Source organism: Streptomyces sp. GLSS-08 (genome assembly GCF_056387915.1).
Genome location: NZ_JBWJAQ010000037.1, coordinates 14570 through 30979, shown reverse-complemented (window position 1 = coordinate 30979; position 16410 = coordinate 14570). Strand labels below are relative to the sequence as shown.

Sequence of the window (16410 nt, the reverse complement as noted above, 5' to 3'; positions counted from 1 at the left end):
CCCGAGAGCTGGACACGGAGAAAGCAGAAACGGATCCTCCCAGCTCATCCACCTCAGCTTTGCCGAGATCCGACGCCTGATCACCCGCCTCACGAACCGCCGTCCTACCCCGGTCGATGACGTTCTGGACTGGTCACACTGGCGACGACGACGCCAGCACCAAGCCCGCATCAGCCACTACAAACGACGCGGACACAGCCCCTGAAACTGCCCAGCAATCAGCACAAGTACCGTTGCAGTACTAGGCCGTGTTTTAGAAGTTGCCGGCGTGTTGGGTGGGTCGTCCGGGGAAGTCGCGGGCGGCCATCCATATCGTGAGGTCGCGGGCAATCCGGTCGATGCTGATCTCAGTGGCAACATCGTGTCACTCTGGCCAGAGTCCAGACCATCATTCGTCCTCGCACTCGGGCAACCACTCGGTGGAGATCCACGAAGGGCTCCAGGTCGTGGAGAACTGGGACTCCGCGAACAAGGACCTCTTCGGCAAGGACGGCGACCTGGCCGGCGCGGACAAGGAGTTCCAGGAGGTCAGCATGCTCGCGCTGCACCTGCTCCAGTCCGCTCTGGTCCACGTCAACACGCTGCTGGTGCAGCAGGTCCTCGCCGATCCGAAGTGGGCCGACACCCTCACTGACGCGGACCGGCGGGCGCTCTCCCCGCTGTTCTGGACCCATGTGAATCCCTACGGCCGGTTCGAGCTGGACATGAACAGATGCCTCGACCTGGACCTGACCGCCCGGGACGCCGCGCCCAGGCCGCGCGCCCCCGAGGGTAGACCGGCGGCCCTGGGGTGAGGAGCTGGGGCTCCGATCGCCTACGAACAGCATTTGGTCACCAGCACCCTCGCCGCATAACGACACAAACTGGTGTCCACTTCACGGGGGAAGGTTCAGTCGGCGTGTCTTCGTGGGCCGCGACAACCTCCTGGTGCGAGCATCTTGACGCCGTCGCCGCCGAACTCGATGGCCGCCCACGCAAAACGCTCGGCTGGGAAACCCCAGCCGAGCGCCTGCATGAACTGCTCGCGGCCTGATCGACACGACCACGTATGGCAGCGCCCCCTGAAACCGCCGTGGTAGAGGGCCTTACGCCCGTGGCGGGACGGCAGACGAGCTCAGAGCTGGGTTTCGCCGCCGTCCACGGCCAGCTCGATGCCGGTGGTGTACGTGGCATCGAAGGCGAGGAATGCGGCCGCCTTGGCGAACTCTTCGACGGTGCCGTAGCGCTTCATGGGGTTGCTCGCGGTCCGCTCCGCCCTGAACTGGTCGGCGGCCTCTTTGGACAAGTTCATCGTTTCCAGAATCCCCGAGTCGATGGGACCCGGGCTGATCGCATTGACACGGATTCCCCGCGGAAGCAGCTCGCGGGAGAAGGAGCGGGCCATCGAGCGCAGCGCCGCCTTGCCGGCCGCATAGACGCTGGTGTCCACCATGCCGATGACGTTCGCGATCGAGGTGGTGAGGACGATGCCGGCGTTCGCGCTCAGCAGCGGAGCGAGCTTCTGCACAGTGAAGAAGGCGCCCTTGACGTTGATCGCGAACAGCTCGTCGTACACGTCCTCGGTCGTCGACTCGAGGGGCGTGAGGGGTGAGATGCCGGCGTTGACGAACAAAGCCTCGATCGAGCCTAGTTCGCTCCTTACACGGCCGGCGAGCATATCCAGGTCGGACAGTGAGGCCACATCCGCCCGGACGGCCACGGCATTCTCGCCGAGCCGCTCGCGTGCCGCGTCGAGCTTGGCCTGAGAACGGCCGGTGATCACCACGCGGGCTCCGCCTTGCACCAGCAGCTCCGCCAGCGCGAGCCCCATGCCGCTGCTGCCACCCGTGATCACCACATTCTTGTCGCTGTACTTACCCATACCGAGGTTGCTCCGCTCCATCATCAAAAACATGTCGATATATCTGGATGTCGCTGTTCATGAAGCGAATCAGCCGAGGGTTTCGATCTTCATGTCGCCTGTGGTGACCGTGCGGATGTGATCGCTGGCGAGCAGGTCGTGCGGATTGCCGAGGTCGATGGCGCTGACCTCGTCGAGGCGGGCCAGCTGGGAAGGAGTGAGGTCGACCTGCAGGGCACCCAGGTTGTCCTCCAGCTGCGCGAGGGTGCGGGCACCGATGATGGGTGCCGTCACGCCCGGGGCGTTCAGGGTCCAGGCCAGTGCGACCTGGGCGGGTGTGCGGCCCAGCTCCGAGGCCACCTCCTTCACCGCATCGGCAATGGCAAGGTTGCGGTCGGTGACCCATCCCAGGGCGACGTTGAGGCTCTTGCGGTTGCCGGCGGTTTCGCCGACAACGGAGCCCGCCGGGTTCTGGTCCTCCCGGCTGTACTTGCCGGTGAGTACCCCGCCGCCCAACGGGGAGAAGGGGACCACGCCGAGTCCCATCTCCCGTGCCATCGGGATCAGGTCACGCTCTGCGGTGCGCCCGATCAGGCTGTACTCGGTCTCCAGTGCGACCAGTGGCGACCAGCCGCGCAGGTCGGCGATCGCCTGCATGCGCGACACCTGCCAGGCCGGGGCGCTGGAGATCGCCACGTACAGCACCTTGCCCTGCCTCACCAGGTCGTCCAGACCCCGCAGGATCTCCTCCACCGGCGTCCTGAAGTCCCATACGTTCACGTAGAGCAGATCGATGTAGTCGGTGTTCAGCTGCCGCAGACTGGCTTCCACCGACGCCAGCATGCTCTTGCGGTGGGTACCCCCGGAATTCGGGTCAGCGGGCTGACGCAGCGTCGAGTACTTCGTCGCCAGCACCATCTTGTCGCGGTTGGTGCGGGCGAATTCGCCGAGCAGTCGCTCGGAGCTGCCGTTGGTGTAGGTGCTGGCGGTGTCGAAGAAGTTGCCGCCGAGCTCGGTGTAGCGGCCGAAGAGCTTGCGCGCCTCGTCGCGCTCGGCGCCCCAGCCCCACTCGGTGCCGAAGGTCGCCGTGCCCAGCGCCAGCGGTGAGACCCGGAGTCCGGAACGGCCCAGCAGCCGATAAGTGTCGAGAGTGAGTGCCATCGTCTTCTCCTGTGAGGTGCGGTTCGTGGCGTTCGAGAGATGCGGATTGGTGGTCGACTCGCCCGGGTTTCAGGCGCCGAGCCCGTAGCCGCCGGCCACGGTGATGTCCTGGCCGGTGATGTAGCCGGCGGCGTCCGAGGCGAGGAAGACGACTGCTTCCGCGACCTCCTGGCTGGATCCGAAGCGCTCGAAGGGGATCTTCGAGCGCATGGCGTCCCGGCCGCTCTCGGACACCCCCAACTTGTTGAGCAGCGGGGTGTCGGTGGCCCCGGGGCTCACGGCGTTGACGCGAATCCTGCGCGGGGCCAGTTCCAGCGCGAGCGAGGGCAGCATGGCCAGCAGCGCGCCGCGTGTCGCCGCCCCCACCGTGGCGCCAGGGGTGCCGCGACGGGATCCGATGCCGACGGTCAGCACGATCGAGCCGCCGTCGTTCATGAGGGGAAGGGCCTTTTGGAGGGTGAAGAACTGGCCCTTGAAGTTGAGGTCGGCGTGCTCGTCGAACGATTCCTCCGTCACCTCGGCAACCGGTGCCGGACGGAAGATCCCGGCGTTGAGGAAGAGCAGGTCCAGCGATCCGAACCGCGCCGACACCGCCGACATCAGGGCGTCGGTGTCGGAGAGCACGCGCCCGTCGGATCGGACGACGAGCACGTCGCCGGGGAGCTCGGACTGCGCCCGCGCGAGGGACTCGGGATTCCGTCCGGTGACCGCGACCTGGTAGCCGCGGGCGTGCAGCAGCTCGGCCGTCGCTCTACCGATCCCGGTCGTCCCCCCGGTGATGAGCGCTGTAGGCATGGCAAAACCCTTCGTCGCTGAACGGTGGGTGAGACTGCATCGCAAGTGGGGAACTCCCCGCTTGTCCCACCGTACACTGAACCGGGGACATCCCCGAATCGTTCCCGAGCCTCATCCGACACTCACGATCGCGAAGGTCATGACACCTCCACGCAGCACCCTGCGCGCCGACGCGCAGCGCAACCGCGAGCAGCTGATCGCCACGGCCGCCGAAGCCTTCGCGTCCGGACGCGCGATCTCGCTGGACGCGATCGCCAAACGCGCGGGAGTGGGGAACGCCACCCTGTACCGGCACTTCCCCACCCGAGAGGATCTGGTCGAAGAGGTCTACCGGGACCAGATCCGGCCCTTGCGCGAAGATGCGCGCACCATGCTGGCTACCAAGCCGCCCGCGCAGGCCCTCCACGCGTGGATGCTCCGATTCGCCGACTGGGCCGGTGAACGACGCGGCATCTGCGAGGCCCTGGTCGCCATGAGCGCTTCCGGCCGCTTCGGCACCGGACCGGTCTGCGACGAGGTCCAGCAGGTCCTGGCGATGGTGCTCGAGGCCGGCGCCACAGCAGGAGAACTGCGCAGCGACATCGACCCGGTCGATGTTGGCGGCATCCTCGCCGGTTTGCTCTCCGTGGCCGGCGCACCCGAGCAGCGCCCCCAGCTGAACCGAATGCTGGACGTCGTCGTCGACGGACTCAGGCCCCGCTAAAGCGATACGCCAGCGGTTCGGCGAGACGTCGGCCCATGCCGGACGGCATGGCTGCTGCCGCGGCGGTCGTGGTACCCCAGACCTTGGTGAGGACCGTCGGGATGGTTGCCTACCTTTGGCTCGTTACCCGCCTCGCGACAGCGCCCGAACGGCTCGTCAGGTGTTCCTGCCATCGCCGCCCAAGGGGGACCACCGAGGTGCGCCGCTCAAGGGGGATCACCAAGGTGGACCCAGAAGCCGCCAGTAGTTGATCTTGGAGGCGTCAGCGCTTCCGGCGGGCGGCGGGGCCGCGTTCGGCGACGTGTCGGGCGACTGCGAGCCTCACCCTGCGCTACATGTCCGTTCCCCGTAGCTATACGAGAACAGGGCCGTGAAACCCGCGGGTTCGCGATAATTGAAAGTATTTCAGCGGGAACCCGCGGGTCCGATGGCACCATTTTCGGGGATGGACTCGCGGGTTCACGGCGAACACGCTGGGTCAGTGTCGAGGCCGGTCTGGCGAAGCTCACCGGCGAGGTGGAATCCGACCGCTACGGCGCACGCCACCGCCGGAACCACCCGCACGTCCCCTGCCGACCCGCCGGGAGTACGAACACCGGCGCACCCGACACCAGGACCCCGATCCGAGCAGCTGCTGCTGCTGCTGACCCGCTGCCATGCCGCCCGACACTGGCGTCCTGACCCCTCTTGGGGCACAACAATCATGCGAGCAGCGCGTGGCGTCGTGTTCCCTGACGTCACACGGGTGAGCATGTGCGAACCCAGCCCTCTTCCCACACCGAGGCGATGCGATGCCCGACCGCGCCGACCATGTCAGCCCCGAGAGGGTCGCACCAAGGTGGACCTTGCGGCACCGGCCGCCGGAGCAGTCGCTGTTCAGCGGCATCTACGGACTGGTGCTGGCCAGCGCCCTGGTGGCCGCGCTGGACGCGACGGGCGAGAAGGCCGATCCCGGTCCGGACGCGCTGTGGGTCCTGCTCACCGCGCTGGCGTCGGGCGCCGCCCATGGGTATGCGCACGTCATCGCCCAGCGTGCGTCCGTCGACAGGGCAGCCACCATGAGCAGACGGCGGTTGGTGCTCGCCGAGTGGCCCCTGGTCGCCGCCGTGCTGCCCACGGTGGGGATGCTGCTTGGCGCGGCAGCCGGGTGGTGGGCAGAGGCTGGGGCAGTGGACACGGCCCTGCTGTTCAACACCGTCGCCTTGTTCGGCTGGGGCGCCTGGGCCGCCCGCACCGCCGGGCACGGATGGCCGTCCTCGTGCCGGGCAGGGGGTCTGGACATGCTGATCGGCCTGGTGATCGTTGTCGCGAATGCCCTGATCAAGTAGCCAGGCCGTCGGGTGCCGTGTCGGCGAGAAAGGCCGCGAGTCCTTGATCCGTAGGCCGTGTCCCGCCTCTGCCGGCGTCGACTACCTGCGTCGCTTCGTCTTCACCCGGACCGCAGATCGGTCGGACACGATGAGGACGCTTCAAGAATCCCGAAGTTACGTCACAAGCCCGCAGAGCCCCCGGGGGAGGAACAACCCCCTGGCCACGGGCACAGGGACTCAGCGGGGCTGAGGGGAACCCACGGAATGTCGCACATCCGGCAGGATCGGGGCGCCACCACGTGGTGAGGCCCGCGCTGGTGTTGCGAGGGTCCTGAAACTGCGTGACTTCGTCGGTCGTTACGCACGGGCCACGAGCGGCTCTTGGCTTCGCTGAGCTGCTGTCGGCCGGGTCTCGGCCGCGGTGTGCCTCTGCGAGGTGGCGCCAGAGTGGGCTGGCGTTGGTGGCAGGGGTGAGGTGGCCTCACCGGAGTTCCACCGTGTATGAGCTTCCGCTGAATTCCCAGCCGTCGGTGCCTTCGCCGATGTCGGCGACGATGATGTCGTCGATGAAGCGGTCTTCGAAGTCGTCGTCGCGCAGGTCGCCGGCAAGCCACAGGGCCTCAATGTCGCTCCAGTCGCCGCGGCTTGCGTCGATGCGCAGGGGGGCGGCGCGGCGGTTGCCGCGTTCGCGTTCGTCGTTGCCTGTTCTTACTAGGCCGCTGATCTCGTACTGGCCATCCTTGACGGTGTCGGTGAGGGGCTCGGCGGGCACGAAGGCGACGTTCTCGTAGGCGGTGTGGATGAGGTCTCGGTAGCTGCGGCGGATGTTGTACTCGGCGTCCGAGAGCCACTTGATCAGGGTGTCGGGCCGGACGTTGAGGCCGGCGCTTTCGAGGGCTTCGTAGCCGCGGCGGGTGCCGGTGAGCTGGCTGAGCTGGGCGTGCCAGTGTTTGGCGTTGTAGGTGGCCAGGCGGTGGCGTGGGGTGACCTCGGTGCGCAGCAGGTTGTTCAGGGCGGCGCCGAAAGATCCTCCGCGGCCGGTGGGGCCGGCCATCAGTCGTCACCTTCGGGGATGAAGGTGCCGGGCTGGATGAACTTGGCTTTCACTTCGCCGAACCCGGTGCCGATCCGGTAGGTGTCGGGTGCGGTCTCGTCGGGGACCCAGAAGATCGCGGCATCCACGTTGCGCAGGGCGATCAACGTGTGGCCCTGCTGGACGGCTTTGAAGGCGACGGTCCAGTGGCGGACGGAGGCTTCGGCGACCATGCTCATGCGCCAGTCGGGGCGCCAGAACGGCGACCGCGACTCGGGGCGCCTGGGCCACAGCAGGCGCAGCGCGATCGACAGGCGGGTCTTGTAGTTCTTGTACGGCTCGCCCCCGGCCTGGATCAGCTCGGTGCGGGCCTCCTTGGTCGCTTGGTAGAAGGGCTTGAACAGGGACTCGTTGGCCTTACCCGTCCACGAGTCGTGGATGGTCACCGGGTCGGTGAGGTGGCCGTCGCGGTGAAGGCGTTCGAGCATCTTGATATGCGGGGTGGTCACCCACACCCGTCCCTGCTCGTCGGGCCGGTCGGCGAGGCGTCCGAGCGGGTGCGGCATGCCCGGGTGAGTCCACTCCGGGACGCTGATCCGGTAGATGCCGGCCTGGCTCTTGTCGAAGACGTCGAGGGGCCCGGTGTGCAGGAGCTTGTTCGGGGCGAGCGGAACCGCGGAACAGGCGGAAGGGAAACTGCCGTTGCGGTCGACCAGGCACATCAGCCCCTCGCCGAACGATGCGGGAACGTCGAGCTGGTCGCGCCGCACCCGCTTGCCGTTGCGCAGGTGGGCGACGCGCGTGCTGGTGACGCCGGGGTGGACCCAGCCGGGCTCACCGTCCATGTCCTCACTGATCAACGGCCACGGCCCGGTCCCCCGGTCCTCGAGCCGGATGACCGGGATCGGGTGCATCTTCGAACGAGCCACCGACTCCTTGAGGATCCGCAGGGCCGGGAAGACCGCGCCCTCCGGCTCCTCCTCCTCATCACCCGGGACCAAACCGTCATCGTCATCCCAACGCGCCTCGGCGACCGGTACGTCGACCGCGGCCGCCGGAGCATCAGCTGGATCCGCTTCTGAGGTACTGGCGGGGGCGTTGTAGGCGTGCAGCGTGGCGGCGAGACGACGGCCCTCGGCGTTGTCGGGTGGCTGCAGCCCGGCCGCGGCCATCTCGGTGAGCGGGGTGTGGAGGTCGTCGAGGTCCTTCACGTGCGCGCCGTCCAGTGCGGTGCGCAGGGCCGCGAGGAGGCGGGTCGCTTCTGCGGGCAGTCCCTTGACGGCGCCAGAGGTGAACGGCAGCGCCGCGTCCGCGAGTTCGCGATCGGCTGCGGTGCCCACGGCGTCCGGGAGCGCCGCGGCGGCCGCGGCGGTACCAGTGGTCGTGGGCGGGGTGGTTGGGGCGGGGCTGGGGGTGGTGTCGAGGAAGCGGGCGTGGGCGAGGTCGGGGCGCAGGCTGGTGGTGGCGATGATGCCCAGGTCGCGTTCGGCGACGGTCACGGTCGTCGTCGGCTGGCCGGGCGCGTTGGTGAGGGTGAGGATGACGTCGGCGTCCAGGAGGTTGACGACGGCCGGGTCTGCGGTGTCCAGGACCGCGAGGACCGGCACGTTCTGGTCGCGGGCCAGTTCCCGAAGGATCTGGCTGGCCTGGGGCAGGTGCTCGCCGGACAGCGGGAGGCGCGGGTTGTGGGCCCGCTGCAGCCGGTCGACGACCACGAGGGCCAAGTTGTCCGCCAGGGGCGCGGTGTCGGCGATGGCCTCGGCGGTCAGGTCGCTGCCGTCGTCGATGAGCAGCGGTGCGTGGCGCAGCCGCTCGACGACCTGCTGCTCGTCCTCGGTGAGGGCGCCGGTCTTGAGGCGGGCGTAGTCGCCGCCGGCCTCGGCGGCGATGATGCGGCGCGTGATGTCCGCGCTGCTGGGGCCCGACGCGGCGTACAGGACGCGGACGCCTCGGGCGAGCGCGGTGCGGGCCGCGGCGAGGCCGATCAGGCTGCCGCCCACCTGGGGTTCGGCCGCGACCAGGACCAGGCGGCCGGGGTGCAGGCCGCCGGTCGCCTCGTCCAAGCGTGCGAGGCCGAAGGGCAGGCCGGGGGTGGAGCCGGTGGCAAGGACGGCGCCGATGGCATCGCCCAGGGTGGCGAGGCGGCGGCCGCGCTCACGGGTGGGAGTGGGCCGACTGGTCACCGCGCCTCCTGCGGTCGCCTCGTGAGAAGGCACTGGCGTGTCGGGTCGGAGGGCAAGCTCGTTGGGGTTGGCGGGGATCAGGACGGCGACGGCCGTACTGTTCCGACGGAGGACTTGAGGCTCTCCGCTGCCTGCTCGGCTGATCAGGGTGCCGAAGTCCTTCTGTGCCGCGCTGAGCGTCCAGGGAGGGGCAGTCGTTCCCTTCCGCGCCACCTGAGAGCGTGGAAGGCCGGGGTCAGATATCTGGCCCCGGCCTCTGCTCACACCGCCCACCGACCAGCGCTCACCCACGCACTCAACGATGGGCCTGACCCCGTGAGCGTCAGGACACTCCCCTGTTCGCCTTTTCGCTGTAGGCGAGTTGCCCGGAAGCGGAGTAGGCCGTGTAGAGAACTCCCGCGAGTTGCACGGCCATAGAGGACGAGGGGGCGTACCGCTGGACGAGCGATCCCCCACCCAGATCTCTCGTCCTATGACAATGCCCGCCCAGCGCTGAAAGACCACAGGCCCAAACCAGCACTACTGACTCCCACTACCACCGACACCAAACCGAGAGATCGCACCTTGATTCCTCACGCCTCGTCAAAGGCCTCGAGCAGGCGCTCGTACGCCAGCTTCGGCCGCAGGGCCGCGTCCCACGGCAGGGAATCGGCCGTGCGCGGAGGATAGATCTTGGTGTCGGCGGTGGAACCGTACCGGTCGGTGAATCCCCATGTGGAGAACGATGTGCAGTTCGGCTCCTCCAGGCAGACCCGCAGCTTGCCCGCCATCTCATCAGCCTGGGTCTGCCGCCCGTCCTCCTCGTCCTCACCTATGGGGACGTCCATCTCCGACACCCGCGCCTGAACCCCGAGCTCCGCCAGATCCCGCACATGGCTGCGGAAGGTCTCCGGGTCGATGCGGTCGCCGGGTGCGTACTCATGGTTCTGGAAACCCACGCCGTCGATCGGTACGCCGCGTTCCTTGAGCCGCTTGACCAGATCGTAAAGAGCGTCCCACCGCTCGCCTTCCTCCTCGACCCCGTACTCGTTGAGGAACAGCCGCGCCTTCGGATCGGCCCGGTGGGCGGCCCTGAACGCCTCGTCGATGTACTCCTCGCCCATGGCCTCGAACCACGGGCTCTGCTCGGAGCGCAGACCGAGATCCCCGTTGGTGTAGCTCTTCTCGTCGTCGGACATGGGCTCGTTGACCACATCCCATTCCGCGACTTTTCCCTTGAAGTGCCCGGCGACCATGGCGATGTGCCGGAGCATGGTCCGGCGCACCTCCTCGGGGTCGTCGTTCTCCCGCATCCAGCTGGGCAGAGCCTCGTGCCAGACGAGGGTGTGCGCGTGCACCTTCATGTCGTTTGCGCGGGCGAAGCGTACGAGTAGGTCCGCGTCGCGGAAGTCGTAGACGCCCCGGCGTGGGTGGAGGAACTGTGGCTTGAACGCGTTCTCCGGAGTGAGCATGGAGAACTGGCTCCCGGCGAGCGCCCGGTAGCGTGAGTCGGTGAGCAGCGGGTTCTCGGCCAGGGCGGCGCCGACGTCGAACGGCCGCCCCACGTCTGCGGCCCGCGCACGCAGCGAGTCGTCGGACTGCTCCTGGCGTAGCTGCGGCGCCTTGATCACGCGGAGCGAGTCACCGCTCTCTGCCCGCGCGATCAGCTGCGTCAGACGCCATCCCTCGCGGCGCTCGTCTTCGCCCGCGTCCGCCTCCAGACCGAACCAGACAGTGCCCTCGGCGAACACCCCCGGGTCCTGCACGGTTCCCAGCCGCCGCCCGTCGGCTTTCACGCGGAAGGTGTCACCGATGCTCGACACGGCGAGCGTCACCGTCCCGGAGCAGCCGCAGTCGAAATCCTTGGAGGTGGCCGGCTCATCGCCTTCGCCGTCCCATATCTGTACCTTCACTTGTCCGTCGGCGGTCACGCCGACGCGGAGTGAGGGCCGCTCCTGCCGCCACTCGTCGTAGATGACCGGTACCCGTCCGTACAGCCGCAGCCATGAGTCGCCGTCATCGTCACCCACGCCGGACATGCGCGCGGTGACGGTGAAGTCGCCATCGGACCTAAGATGCGGGCCGGCCAGGTTCAGCGGGGGGTTGGGCTGGCCGCCGGAGGAGTCCTGCTCCACGATGTGCCGATCCGATGCGCTGACCCGCAGGATGTCGTTCCGCGCGGTGGTGCCCGGCATCTGCGTCCAGTCGTGGTTCCGCAGCAGGTCTTCGTCGTTTCCGCCGCCCGCGCCTTCGCCCTGCCCCGTACACCCGGCCGCCACCGCCATGACGAGCACCACGGCGGTCAGTCGCTGCCACGTCCCCCCACCAAGGTCCACGGTCCCTCCCACTCTCTTGTTCGAGACGAGATCAACGTCTCGAAACCGGGACACAGTTCATCACACATGAGGTACGGCGGCCTTGTGTGGCACGTCCCAGCTCGTGTGGCGGAGCGGGCCCGGATCGTTACCTCTGCTTTCAACGATGCGGACGCCGCTGAGCACGGGTGATGGGCCTCTACAGCTGGAGTGACAGCGCGCTGCCGCCCACGCGTTGGGCTCCTGGCGCAATCGGCGAAGAAGCGCAGCCGGACGCCGGGCTCGCCCGGCTCTCGAGTTGTTCGATCCGCGAGGGCTGTAGCGCAGCGCTCGGTGAGCAGTTGCTGGATGGCGAAGGCGGTTGCGTCGTCGGCGCCCGCGATCTCTACTACCGCAAGGCCCGGCTCGGCCACGTGCGCATCAAGGATTGGTCTCATGCCCGGCCACGACGCGCCGCCGTGGCCGGCAGTTCTCGAGCGGGGCAGTGTCACCCGACCGGGTACGTTCGCCGAATCAAGGGACCTGTTCTGCGTCCTAGGGTGCCCGGAAGCAAGGGCCGGCCGTGGCCAGCCGTTGGTCCTTGGCTGCAGCCCGGTCCTGCAACGCTCTGGCGGGACCGGGCTGCCCCGCTACCGCGAACCCTTCAGCACCAGGCGCGAGAGCGGTGAAGAGAGGCCCGGTGCGCCGGGCCTCTCTTCACGCGATGGCGGTCGGCCCGTGGCCTTCGCAGGCCTCGGGCGTCGACGGACGGCGCTCAGGTCAGCCGCGGACGATGTTCTCGGCCTGTGGGCCCTTCTGGCCCTGGGTGACGTCGAACGTGACGTGTTCGCCTTCGACAAGCTCGCGGTAGCCGTTGCCGGAGATGTTGGAGTAGTGGGCGAAGACGTCCGGGCCGCCGCCCTCCTGCTCGATGAAGCCGAAGCCCTTTTCGGAGTTGAACCACTTCACGGTGCCGCTGGCCATACTGCTGTCCTTCGAAATAGCGCCGGGGCAACCCGGCTGATCTGTGGCAGATGCGTCTCCGTCACCGGAGTGCACCCGACACCTGTTCTACCCCAGCCGCCCCGTAGGTCAACCGTTCGCCACATCACATGCCCGCGACCGAGGGATCGGCTTCACCTCGCTCCACGAGAACCCGTCTCCGTGGCCGGGACAGGAGACCAGCGCCTCATCGAGCGGTGCTCTACGACTTGGCGACGTCATAGGTGAGGCGGGTGACCCGGCCGCTCGATGCCTTGGTGCCCTGGCTGCCGAGCGCCAGTCCTGTGAGCCACGTTCCCTCTGTAGTTTTCACCTTGAACGTGAACTGGTACTCGCTTCTCTCTTCGTCGGGCACTCGGTTCGCCCGAACCACCTTCAGGGTGGACGGGATCACCGTGTTGTCACAGGTGATCGCCCGGAAGAACGCGGCCTTCTCCGTCTTGCCGAGCTTGGCCGGATAGACGAGTGCCTCTCCCGAGTACTCGCGGTCGTCCCAGCCCGGCTCGCCTGCAGTACGCGGGGTGTAGATGAAGGTACGTGTCCAGTACGTGGCGTCGTCCGACATCCAGGACCTGTACGTGCCGTCCTGCGGAGTGCGCAGCGCCTTGAGGAGGTTGACGACCTGGAGTCGCCATGGAGCCTTCTGATAGGGGTCCGCTTGCACAGTCGCCGAGGAGGACGCGCCATCCTTCGAACCGGACGTGTCGCTCCCGTCACCACCGCAGCCGGCGAGCGTCAGCCCGGCCGCCACGACGAACACCACAGTGGTCCGCGTTGCCGTCAACACCCTGTCTCCGTTCCCTTGTTCAGCATGTATGCGCACGAGTGTTCAGTATGGGTGCGCACGAGATGGGCCGGCCTCAGAGATGGGCGATGCGGCTGTGGGGCGCTCGGTGTGCGCGTCGGTCGGGCAGGGGGCCGCCGAGCAGGATGAGGCGCGCTGCGCGGTGGCGCTGTCCTGCGCAGGGGGCGAGGAGCTGCGGCATCATTTCGTCGGTGCCGTCGCGGCGGCCGGTGAGGGCGTAGCCGATCTGGACGGGCAGGTGGAGGTCGCCGAGGGTGAGGGCGTCCGGTGCGCCGAGGGTGCGCTGCAGGGTTTCCGCCGTGGTCCAGGGCCCGATTCCGGGGATGAGCTGGAGGCGGGCCATGGCGTCGGGCAGGTCCATGGCGGCGGCTTCCTCCAGGCGCGGGGCTCGGTGGCAGGCGCGCAGGATCGCTGTGGCGCGGGCGCGGTCGACTCCGGCGCGGTGCCATTCCCAGGAGGTATACACCCTGCAGACCGCCTCCCGACTTGGAGTAGGTGCTCGCCGCTGGCCGGCCTTATAGGTGCGCGATGCGGCTGTGGGGGCACGGTGTCCTTGGCGAACTTTTTGCGGGGCTGAAGCGCGAGCGGTCAGCAGGGCGTCCAGGTTGTTCGTCACACAACGACCTTGGATGCCCTGTCTGCGTTCCCGCACACACCGTCAGCTTTCGGATGTCTCAACGAGAGCTGCACCGCCAGTTCGGTCGGCGACCGTTCCAGCATTCGTGACAGGGTGAACGAATGGCGACGAACCGCGGGCACTCACCCGATCTCCACCCCACCGGATTCAAACCGTGGTCGGACACCACCCCGGCCCACAGAGATCTCCTCGCGGCGAAAGCGCTCGTCTACGACCCCTGCGGGTTCACCTGCTCGCAGCCGGCCCCAGAAACCGAGAGTGCCGCATACGCCGCCCACGCCTTCACCCTTGACGGACTCGCCATCCGATTCCGCGCAGCCAAGACGACCCCGACCAAGGTCGGCCAGTTCGTCACCGTATGGAAGAGGTCCCCGGGCGGGCCCATCCAGCCTTTCGACGCCACCGACCCCGTCGACCTCTTCGTCGTCAGCACCCGGGACCATCATCACTTCGGCCAGTTCGTCTTTCCCATGGACGCGCTCTGCCAACACGGTGTCGCATCAGCAGATGGCTCCGGTGGGAAACGAGCCTTCCGCGTCTACCCGCCCTGGGTGACCACCACCAACCACCAAGCCGGCACTGCGCAGGCGTGGCAGCTGGACTACTTCCTGCACCTGCCCCAGGACCGACCCATCGATTCCGCCCGCGCCCAAGAGCTGTACCACCCATAGGGTGGACGACCAGCCGGGGTGACACGATCGCCTACGCCCTCTGATCATTCGTAAGGACTCGTCTAGGGCCTGGGATTGCGACCGTAGGGGAAGCCGGTGGGGCGGGTGGGCGGGTTCACCGCAGATAGCCCTGGGTTAGAGCGATCCCCTCTGTGCGCAATCTGTTGACAGGCGTCCGGTACTTCCTATCATCAGACCCCGTCCGTAGATACGACCAGCGTTCGAGATTACGGACAGTGCGTCAAAGGAGCTGTCATGCGCATGACCGAACTAGCCATCGCGCGACCGCACAACCGCACTTCTCATCCATATCCGCGCCCCCTCCCAGGAGCCTCCATGTCCGTGACACCGACCCGCTTAACGCGGGTCAGGCCTCTCGCCCTGCTCGCCCTCGTCCTCGCCATGGCCACCGCCCTGCTCGGCGGTCGTGCCTCCGCCGGCGGCAGCGCGGTGGCCGCCAACTCGCTGCCCTGTGACCTGTACGCCGCCGGCGGCACCCCCTGCGTCGCCGCGCACAGCACGACCCGCGCCCTGTACTCCGCCTACACCGGCCGCCTCTACCAGGTCAGGCGTGCCTCGGACGGCGCCACCCGGGACATCGGCGTCCTCGGCGCGGGCGGCTACGCCGACGCCGCCACGCAGGACTCCTTCTGCGCGGGCACGAGCTGCCTGATCACCGTCCTGTACGACCAGTCGGGCCGCGGCAACCACCTCACCCAGGCACCGCCCGGCGGCTTCCAGGGTCCGGCCGCGGGCGGGTACGACAACCTCGCCGAGGCGTCCGCCGCGCCGGTCACCCTGAACGGCCACAAGGCGTACGGCGTCTTCATCGCCCCCGGCACCGGCTACCGCAACAACAACACCAACGGCATCGCCACCGGGGACCAGCCGGAGGGCATGTACGCCCTCCTCGACGGCACCCACTACAACAACGGCTGCTGCTTCGACTACGGCAACGCCGAGACCAACAGCCGGGACAACGGCAACGGCACCATGGAGACCGTCTACTTCGGCAGCATCAAGGCCTGGGGCTACGGCACCGGCAACGGCCCCTGGGTCATGGCCGACCTCGAGAACGGCCTGTTCTCCGGGGTCAACCCGGGCTACAACGCCAACGACCCCAGCGTCAGCCACCGGTTCCTGACCGCCGTCGTCAAGGGCGGCCCGAACCACTGGGCGATCCGGGCCGGCAACGGCCGGTCGGGCGGCCTGTCCACGTACTACGACGGACCGCGCCCCAACGCCCCGGGCTACAACCCGATGAAGAAGGAAGGAGCCATCGTCCTCGGCATCGGCGGCGACAACAGCAACAGCTCCGCCGGCACCTTCTACGAGGGCGTCATGACGTCCGGCTACCCGTCGGACGCCACCGAGAACGCCGTCCAGGCGAACATCACCTCCGTCGGCTACACCGCCTCCGCCCCGGCTGGCGCGCCCACCGCCGGCTCCAGGGTCTCGTTGCGGGCCACCACCGCCTGCTGCACCAGCACCTACCTCCGGCACAACACCGCCGACACCAACGCCGCGATCGCGACGGTCTCCTCCTCCAGCTCCGCCGCCGACAAGGCCGCCGCCACCTGGATCGTGCGCCCCGGCCTGGGCGACGCCTCGTGCGTCTCCTTCGAGTCCGCGGACAAGCCGGGGCAGTACCTGCGCCACTACGACTTCCTGCTGCGCGTCGACACCATCGACAGCAGCGCGCTGGCTGGGCTGGACGCCACGTTCTGCCCGCAGGCGAGTCACAACGGCCAGGGCGTCTCGCTCCGCTCGGCCAACTACCCCGGCGATTTCGTACGCCACTACAACTACGGCGTCTACGTGGCGAGCCACGGCGGCTCCCACGCCTGGGACAGCGCCACCGCCTGGGCCGACGACACGAGCTGGGTCGTGACCTCTCCCTGGGCCTGACCTCCGTCCGGCGCCACCCACGCGCCATCCGCACCAAGGCCGTGCCGCCCGATCCGGCGGCACGGCCTCATGCGTCTTCCATTGCGGGC

Annotated in this window: 14 protein-coding genes and 1 pseudogene; 5 read left to right on the top strand and 10 right to left on the bottom strand. The window is 68.2% G+C overall.

All coding sequences use genetic code 11. The annotated features are described in order from the left end of the window. Nucleotides 1-419 precede the first annotated feature (419 nt). A complete protein-coding gene (locus AC0ZLC_RS33890) occupies nt 420-794 on the top strand; it encodes a Tn3 family transposase (protein WP_476755759.1) in 375 nt (124 codons plus the stop codon). Nucleotides 795-1114: 320 nt separating this feature from the next. On the opposite strand, the gene AC0ZLC_RS33885 is transcribed toward AC0ZLC_RS33890, so the two are convergent. The 3 genes from AC0ZLC_RS33885 to AC0ZLC_RS33875 all read right to left on the bottom strand — a co-directional run bounded on the left by AC0ZLC_RS33885 (nt 1115) and on the right by AC0ZLC_RS33875 (nt 3796). Continuing rightward, nucleotides 1115-1861: an SDR family oxidoreductase gene (locus AC0ZLC_RS33885; RefSeq protein WP_476755761.1), complete on the bottom strand. Its 747-nt coding sequence runs from the start codon at nt 1859-1861 to the stop codon at nt 1115-1117. Between the two features lie 69 nt (nt 1862-1930). Beyond that, nucleotides 1931-3001 carry an aldo/keto reductase gene (locus tag AC0ZLC_RS33880; protein ID WP_476755758.1) on the bottom strand — a complete coding sequence of 357 codons (1071 nt, stop codon included), beginning with the start codon at nt 2999-3001 and terminating at the stop codon, nt 1931-1933. Nucleotides 3002-3070: 69 nt separating this feature from the next. Beyond that, complete coding sequence (locus tag AC0ZLC_RS33875) at nt 3071-3796, bottom strand: SDR family oxidoreductase (RefSeq protein ID WP_476755757.1); 726 nt, start codon at nt 3794-3796, stop codon at nt 3071-3073. 139 nt (nt 3797-3935) lie between these two features. On the opposite strand from AC0ZLC_RS33875, the gene AC0ZLC_RS33870 reads away from it, so the two are divergent. Next, a complete protein-coding gene (locus AC0ZLC_RS33870; protein WP_476755756.1) occupies nt 3936-4499 on the top strand; it encodes a TetR/AcrR family transcriptional regulator in 564 nt (187 codons plus the stop codon). Between the two features lie 791 nt (nt 4500-5290). Further along, nucleotides 5291-5827 (top strand): hypothetical protein, encoded by a 537-nt coding sequence (locus AC0ZLC_RS33865; protein WP_476755755.1) that lies wholly within the window; start codon nt 5291-5293, stop codon nt 5825-5827. A 463-nt stretch (nt 5828-6290) separates the two neighbouring features. Here AC0ZLC_RS33865 and AC0ZLC_RS33860 read toward each other — a convergent pair whose 3' ends face one another. The 7 genes and pseudogenes from AC0ZLC_RS33860 to AC0ZLC_RS33830 all read right to left on the bottom strand — a co-directional run. After that, entirely contained in the window at nt 6291-6863 is a 573-nt protein-coding gene (locus AC0ZLC_RS33860; RefSeq protein ID WP_476755754.1) for a hypothetical protein, read from the bottom strand. Further along, on the bottom strand, nt 6863-9025 hold the full coding sequence (locus tag AC0ZLC_RS33855) for a DnaB-like helicase C-terminal domain-containing protein (RefSeq protein WP_476755753.1): 2163 nt from the start codon (nt 9023-9025) through the stop codon (nt 6863-6865). The genes AC0ZLC_RS33860 and AC0ZLC_RS33855 overlap by 1 nt, the downstream gene beginning before the upstream one ends. Nucleotides 9026-9597: 572 nt before the next feature. Continuing rightward, nucleotides 9598-11340 carry an endo-1,4-beta-xylanase gene (locus AC0ZLC_RS33850; RefSeq protein WP_476755752.1) on the bottom strand — a complete coding sequence of 581 codons (1743 nt, stop codon included), beginning with the start codon at nt 11338-11340 and terminating at the stop codon, nt 9598-9600. Further along, a complete protein-coding gene (locus AC0ZLC_RS33845) occupies nt 11307-11756 on the bottom strand; it encodes a DUF6207 family protein (RefSeq protein ID WP_476755751.1) in 450 nt (149 codons plus the stop codon). Before AC0ZLC_RS33845 ends, AC0ZLC_RS33850 begins: the two co-directional genes overlap by 34 nt. A 322-nt stretch (nt 11757-12078) precedes the next feature. Then, on the bottom strand, nt 12079-12282 hold the full coding sequence (locus AC0ZLC_RS33840) for a cold-shock protein (protein WP_081220973.1): 204 nt from the start codon (nt 12280-12282) through the stop codon (nt 12079-12081). A 220-nt stretch (nt 12283-12502) separates the two neighbouring features. Next, nucleotides 12503-13084 carry a hypothetical protein gene (locus AC0ZLC_RS33835; protein WP_476755750.1) on the bottom strand — a complete coding sequence of 194 codons (582 nt, stop codon included), beginning with the start codon at nt 13082-13084 and terminating at the stop codon, nt 12503-12505. A gap of 76 nt (nt 13085-13160) precedes the next feature. After that, nucleotides 13161-13562 (bottom strand): annotated as a pseudogene (locus AC0ZLC_RS33830) (DNA glycosylase family protein); the annotation flags it as partial. Nucleotides 13563-13843: 281 nt separating this feature from the next. Here AC0ZLC_RS33830 and AC0ZLC_RS33825 point away from each other — a divergent pair. Beyond that, on the top strand, nt 13844-14413 hold the full coding sequence (locus tag AC0ZLC_RS33825; RefSeq protein WP_476755749.1) for a MepB family protein: 570 nt from the start codon (nt 13844-13846) through the stop codon (nt 14411-14413). A gap of 402 nt (nt 14414-14815) precedes the next feature. Then, nucleotides 14816-16321 carry an alpha-L-arabinofuranosidase B gene (locus AC0ZLC_RS33820; protein ID WP_476755748.1) on the top strand — a complete coding sequence of 502 codons (1506 nt, stop codon included), beginning with the start codon at nt 14816-14818 and terminating at the stop codon, nt 16319-16321. Nucleotides 16322-16410: the final 89 nt, after the last annotated feature.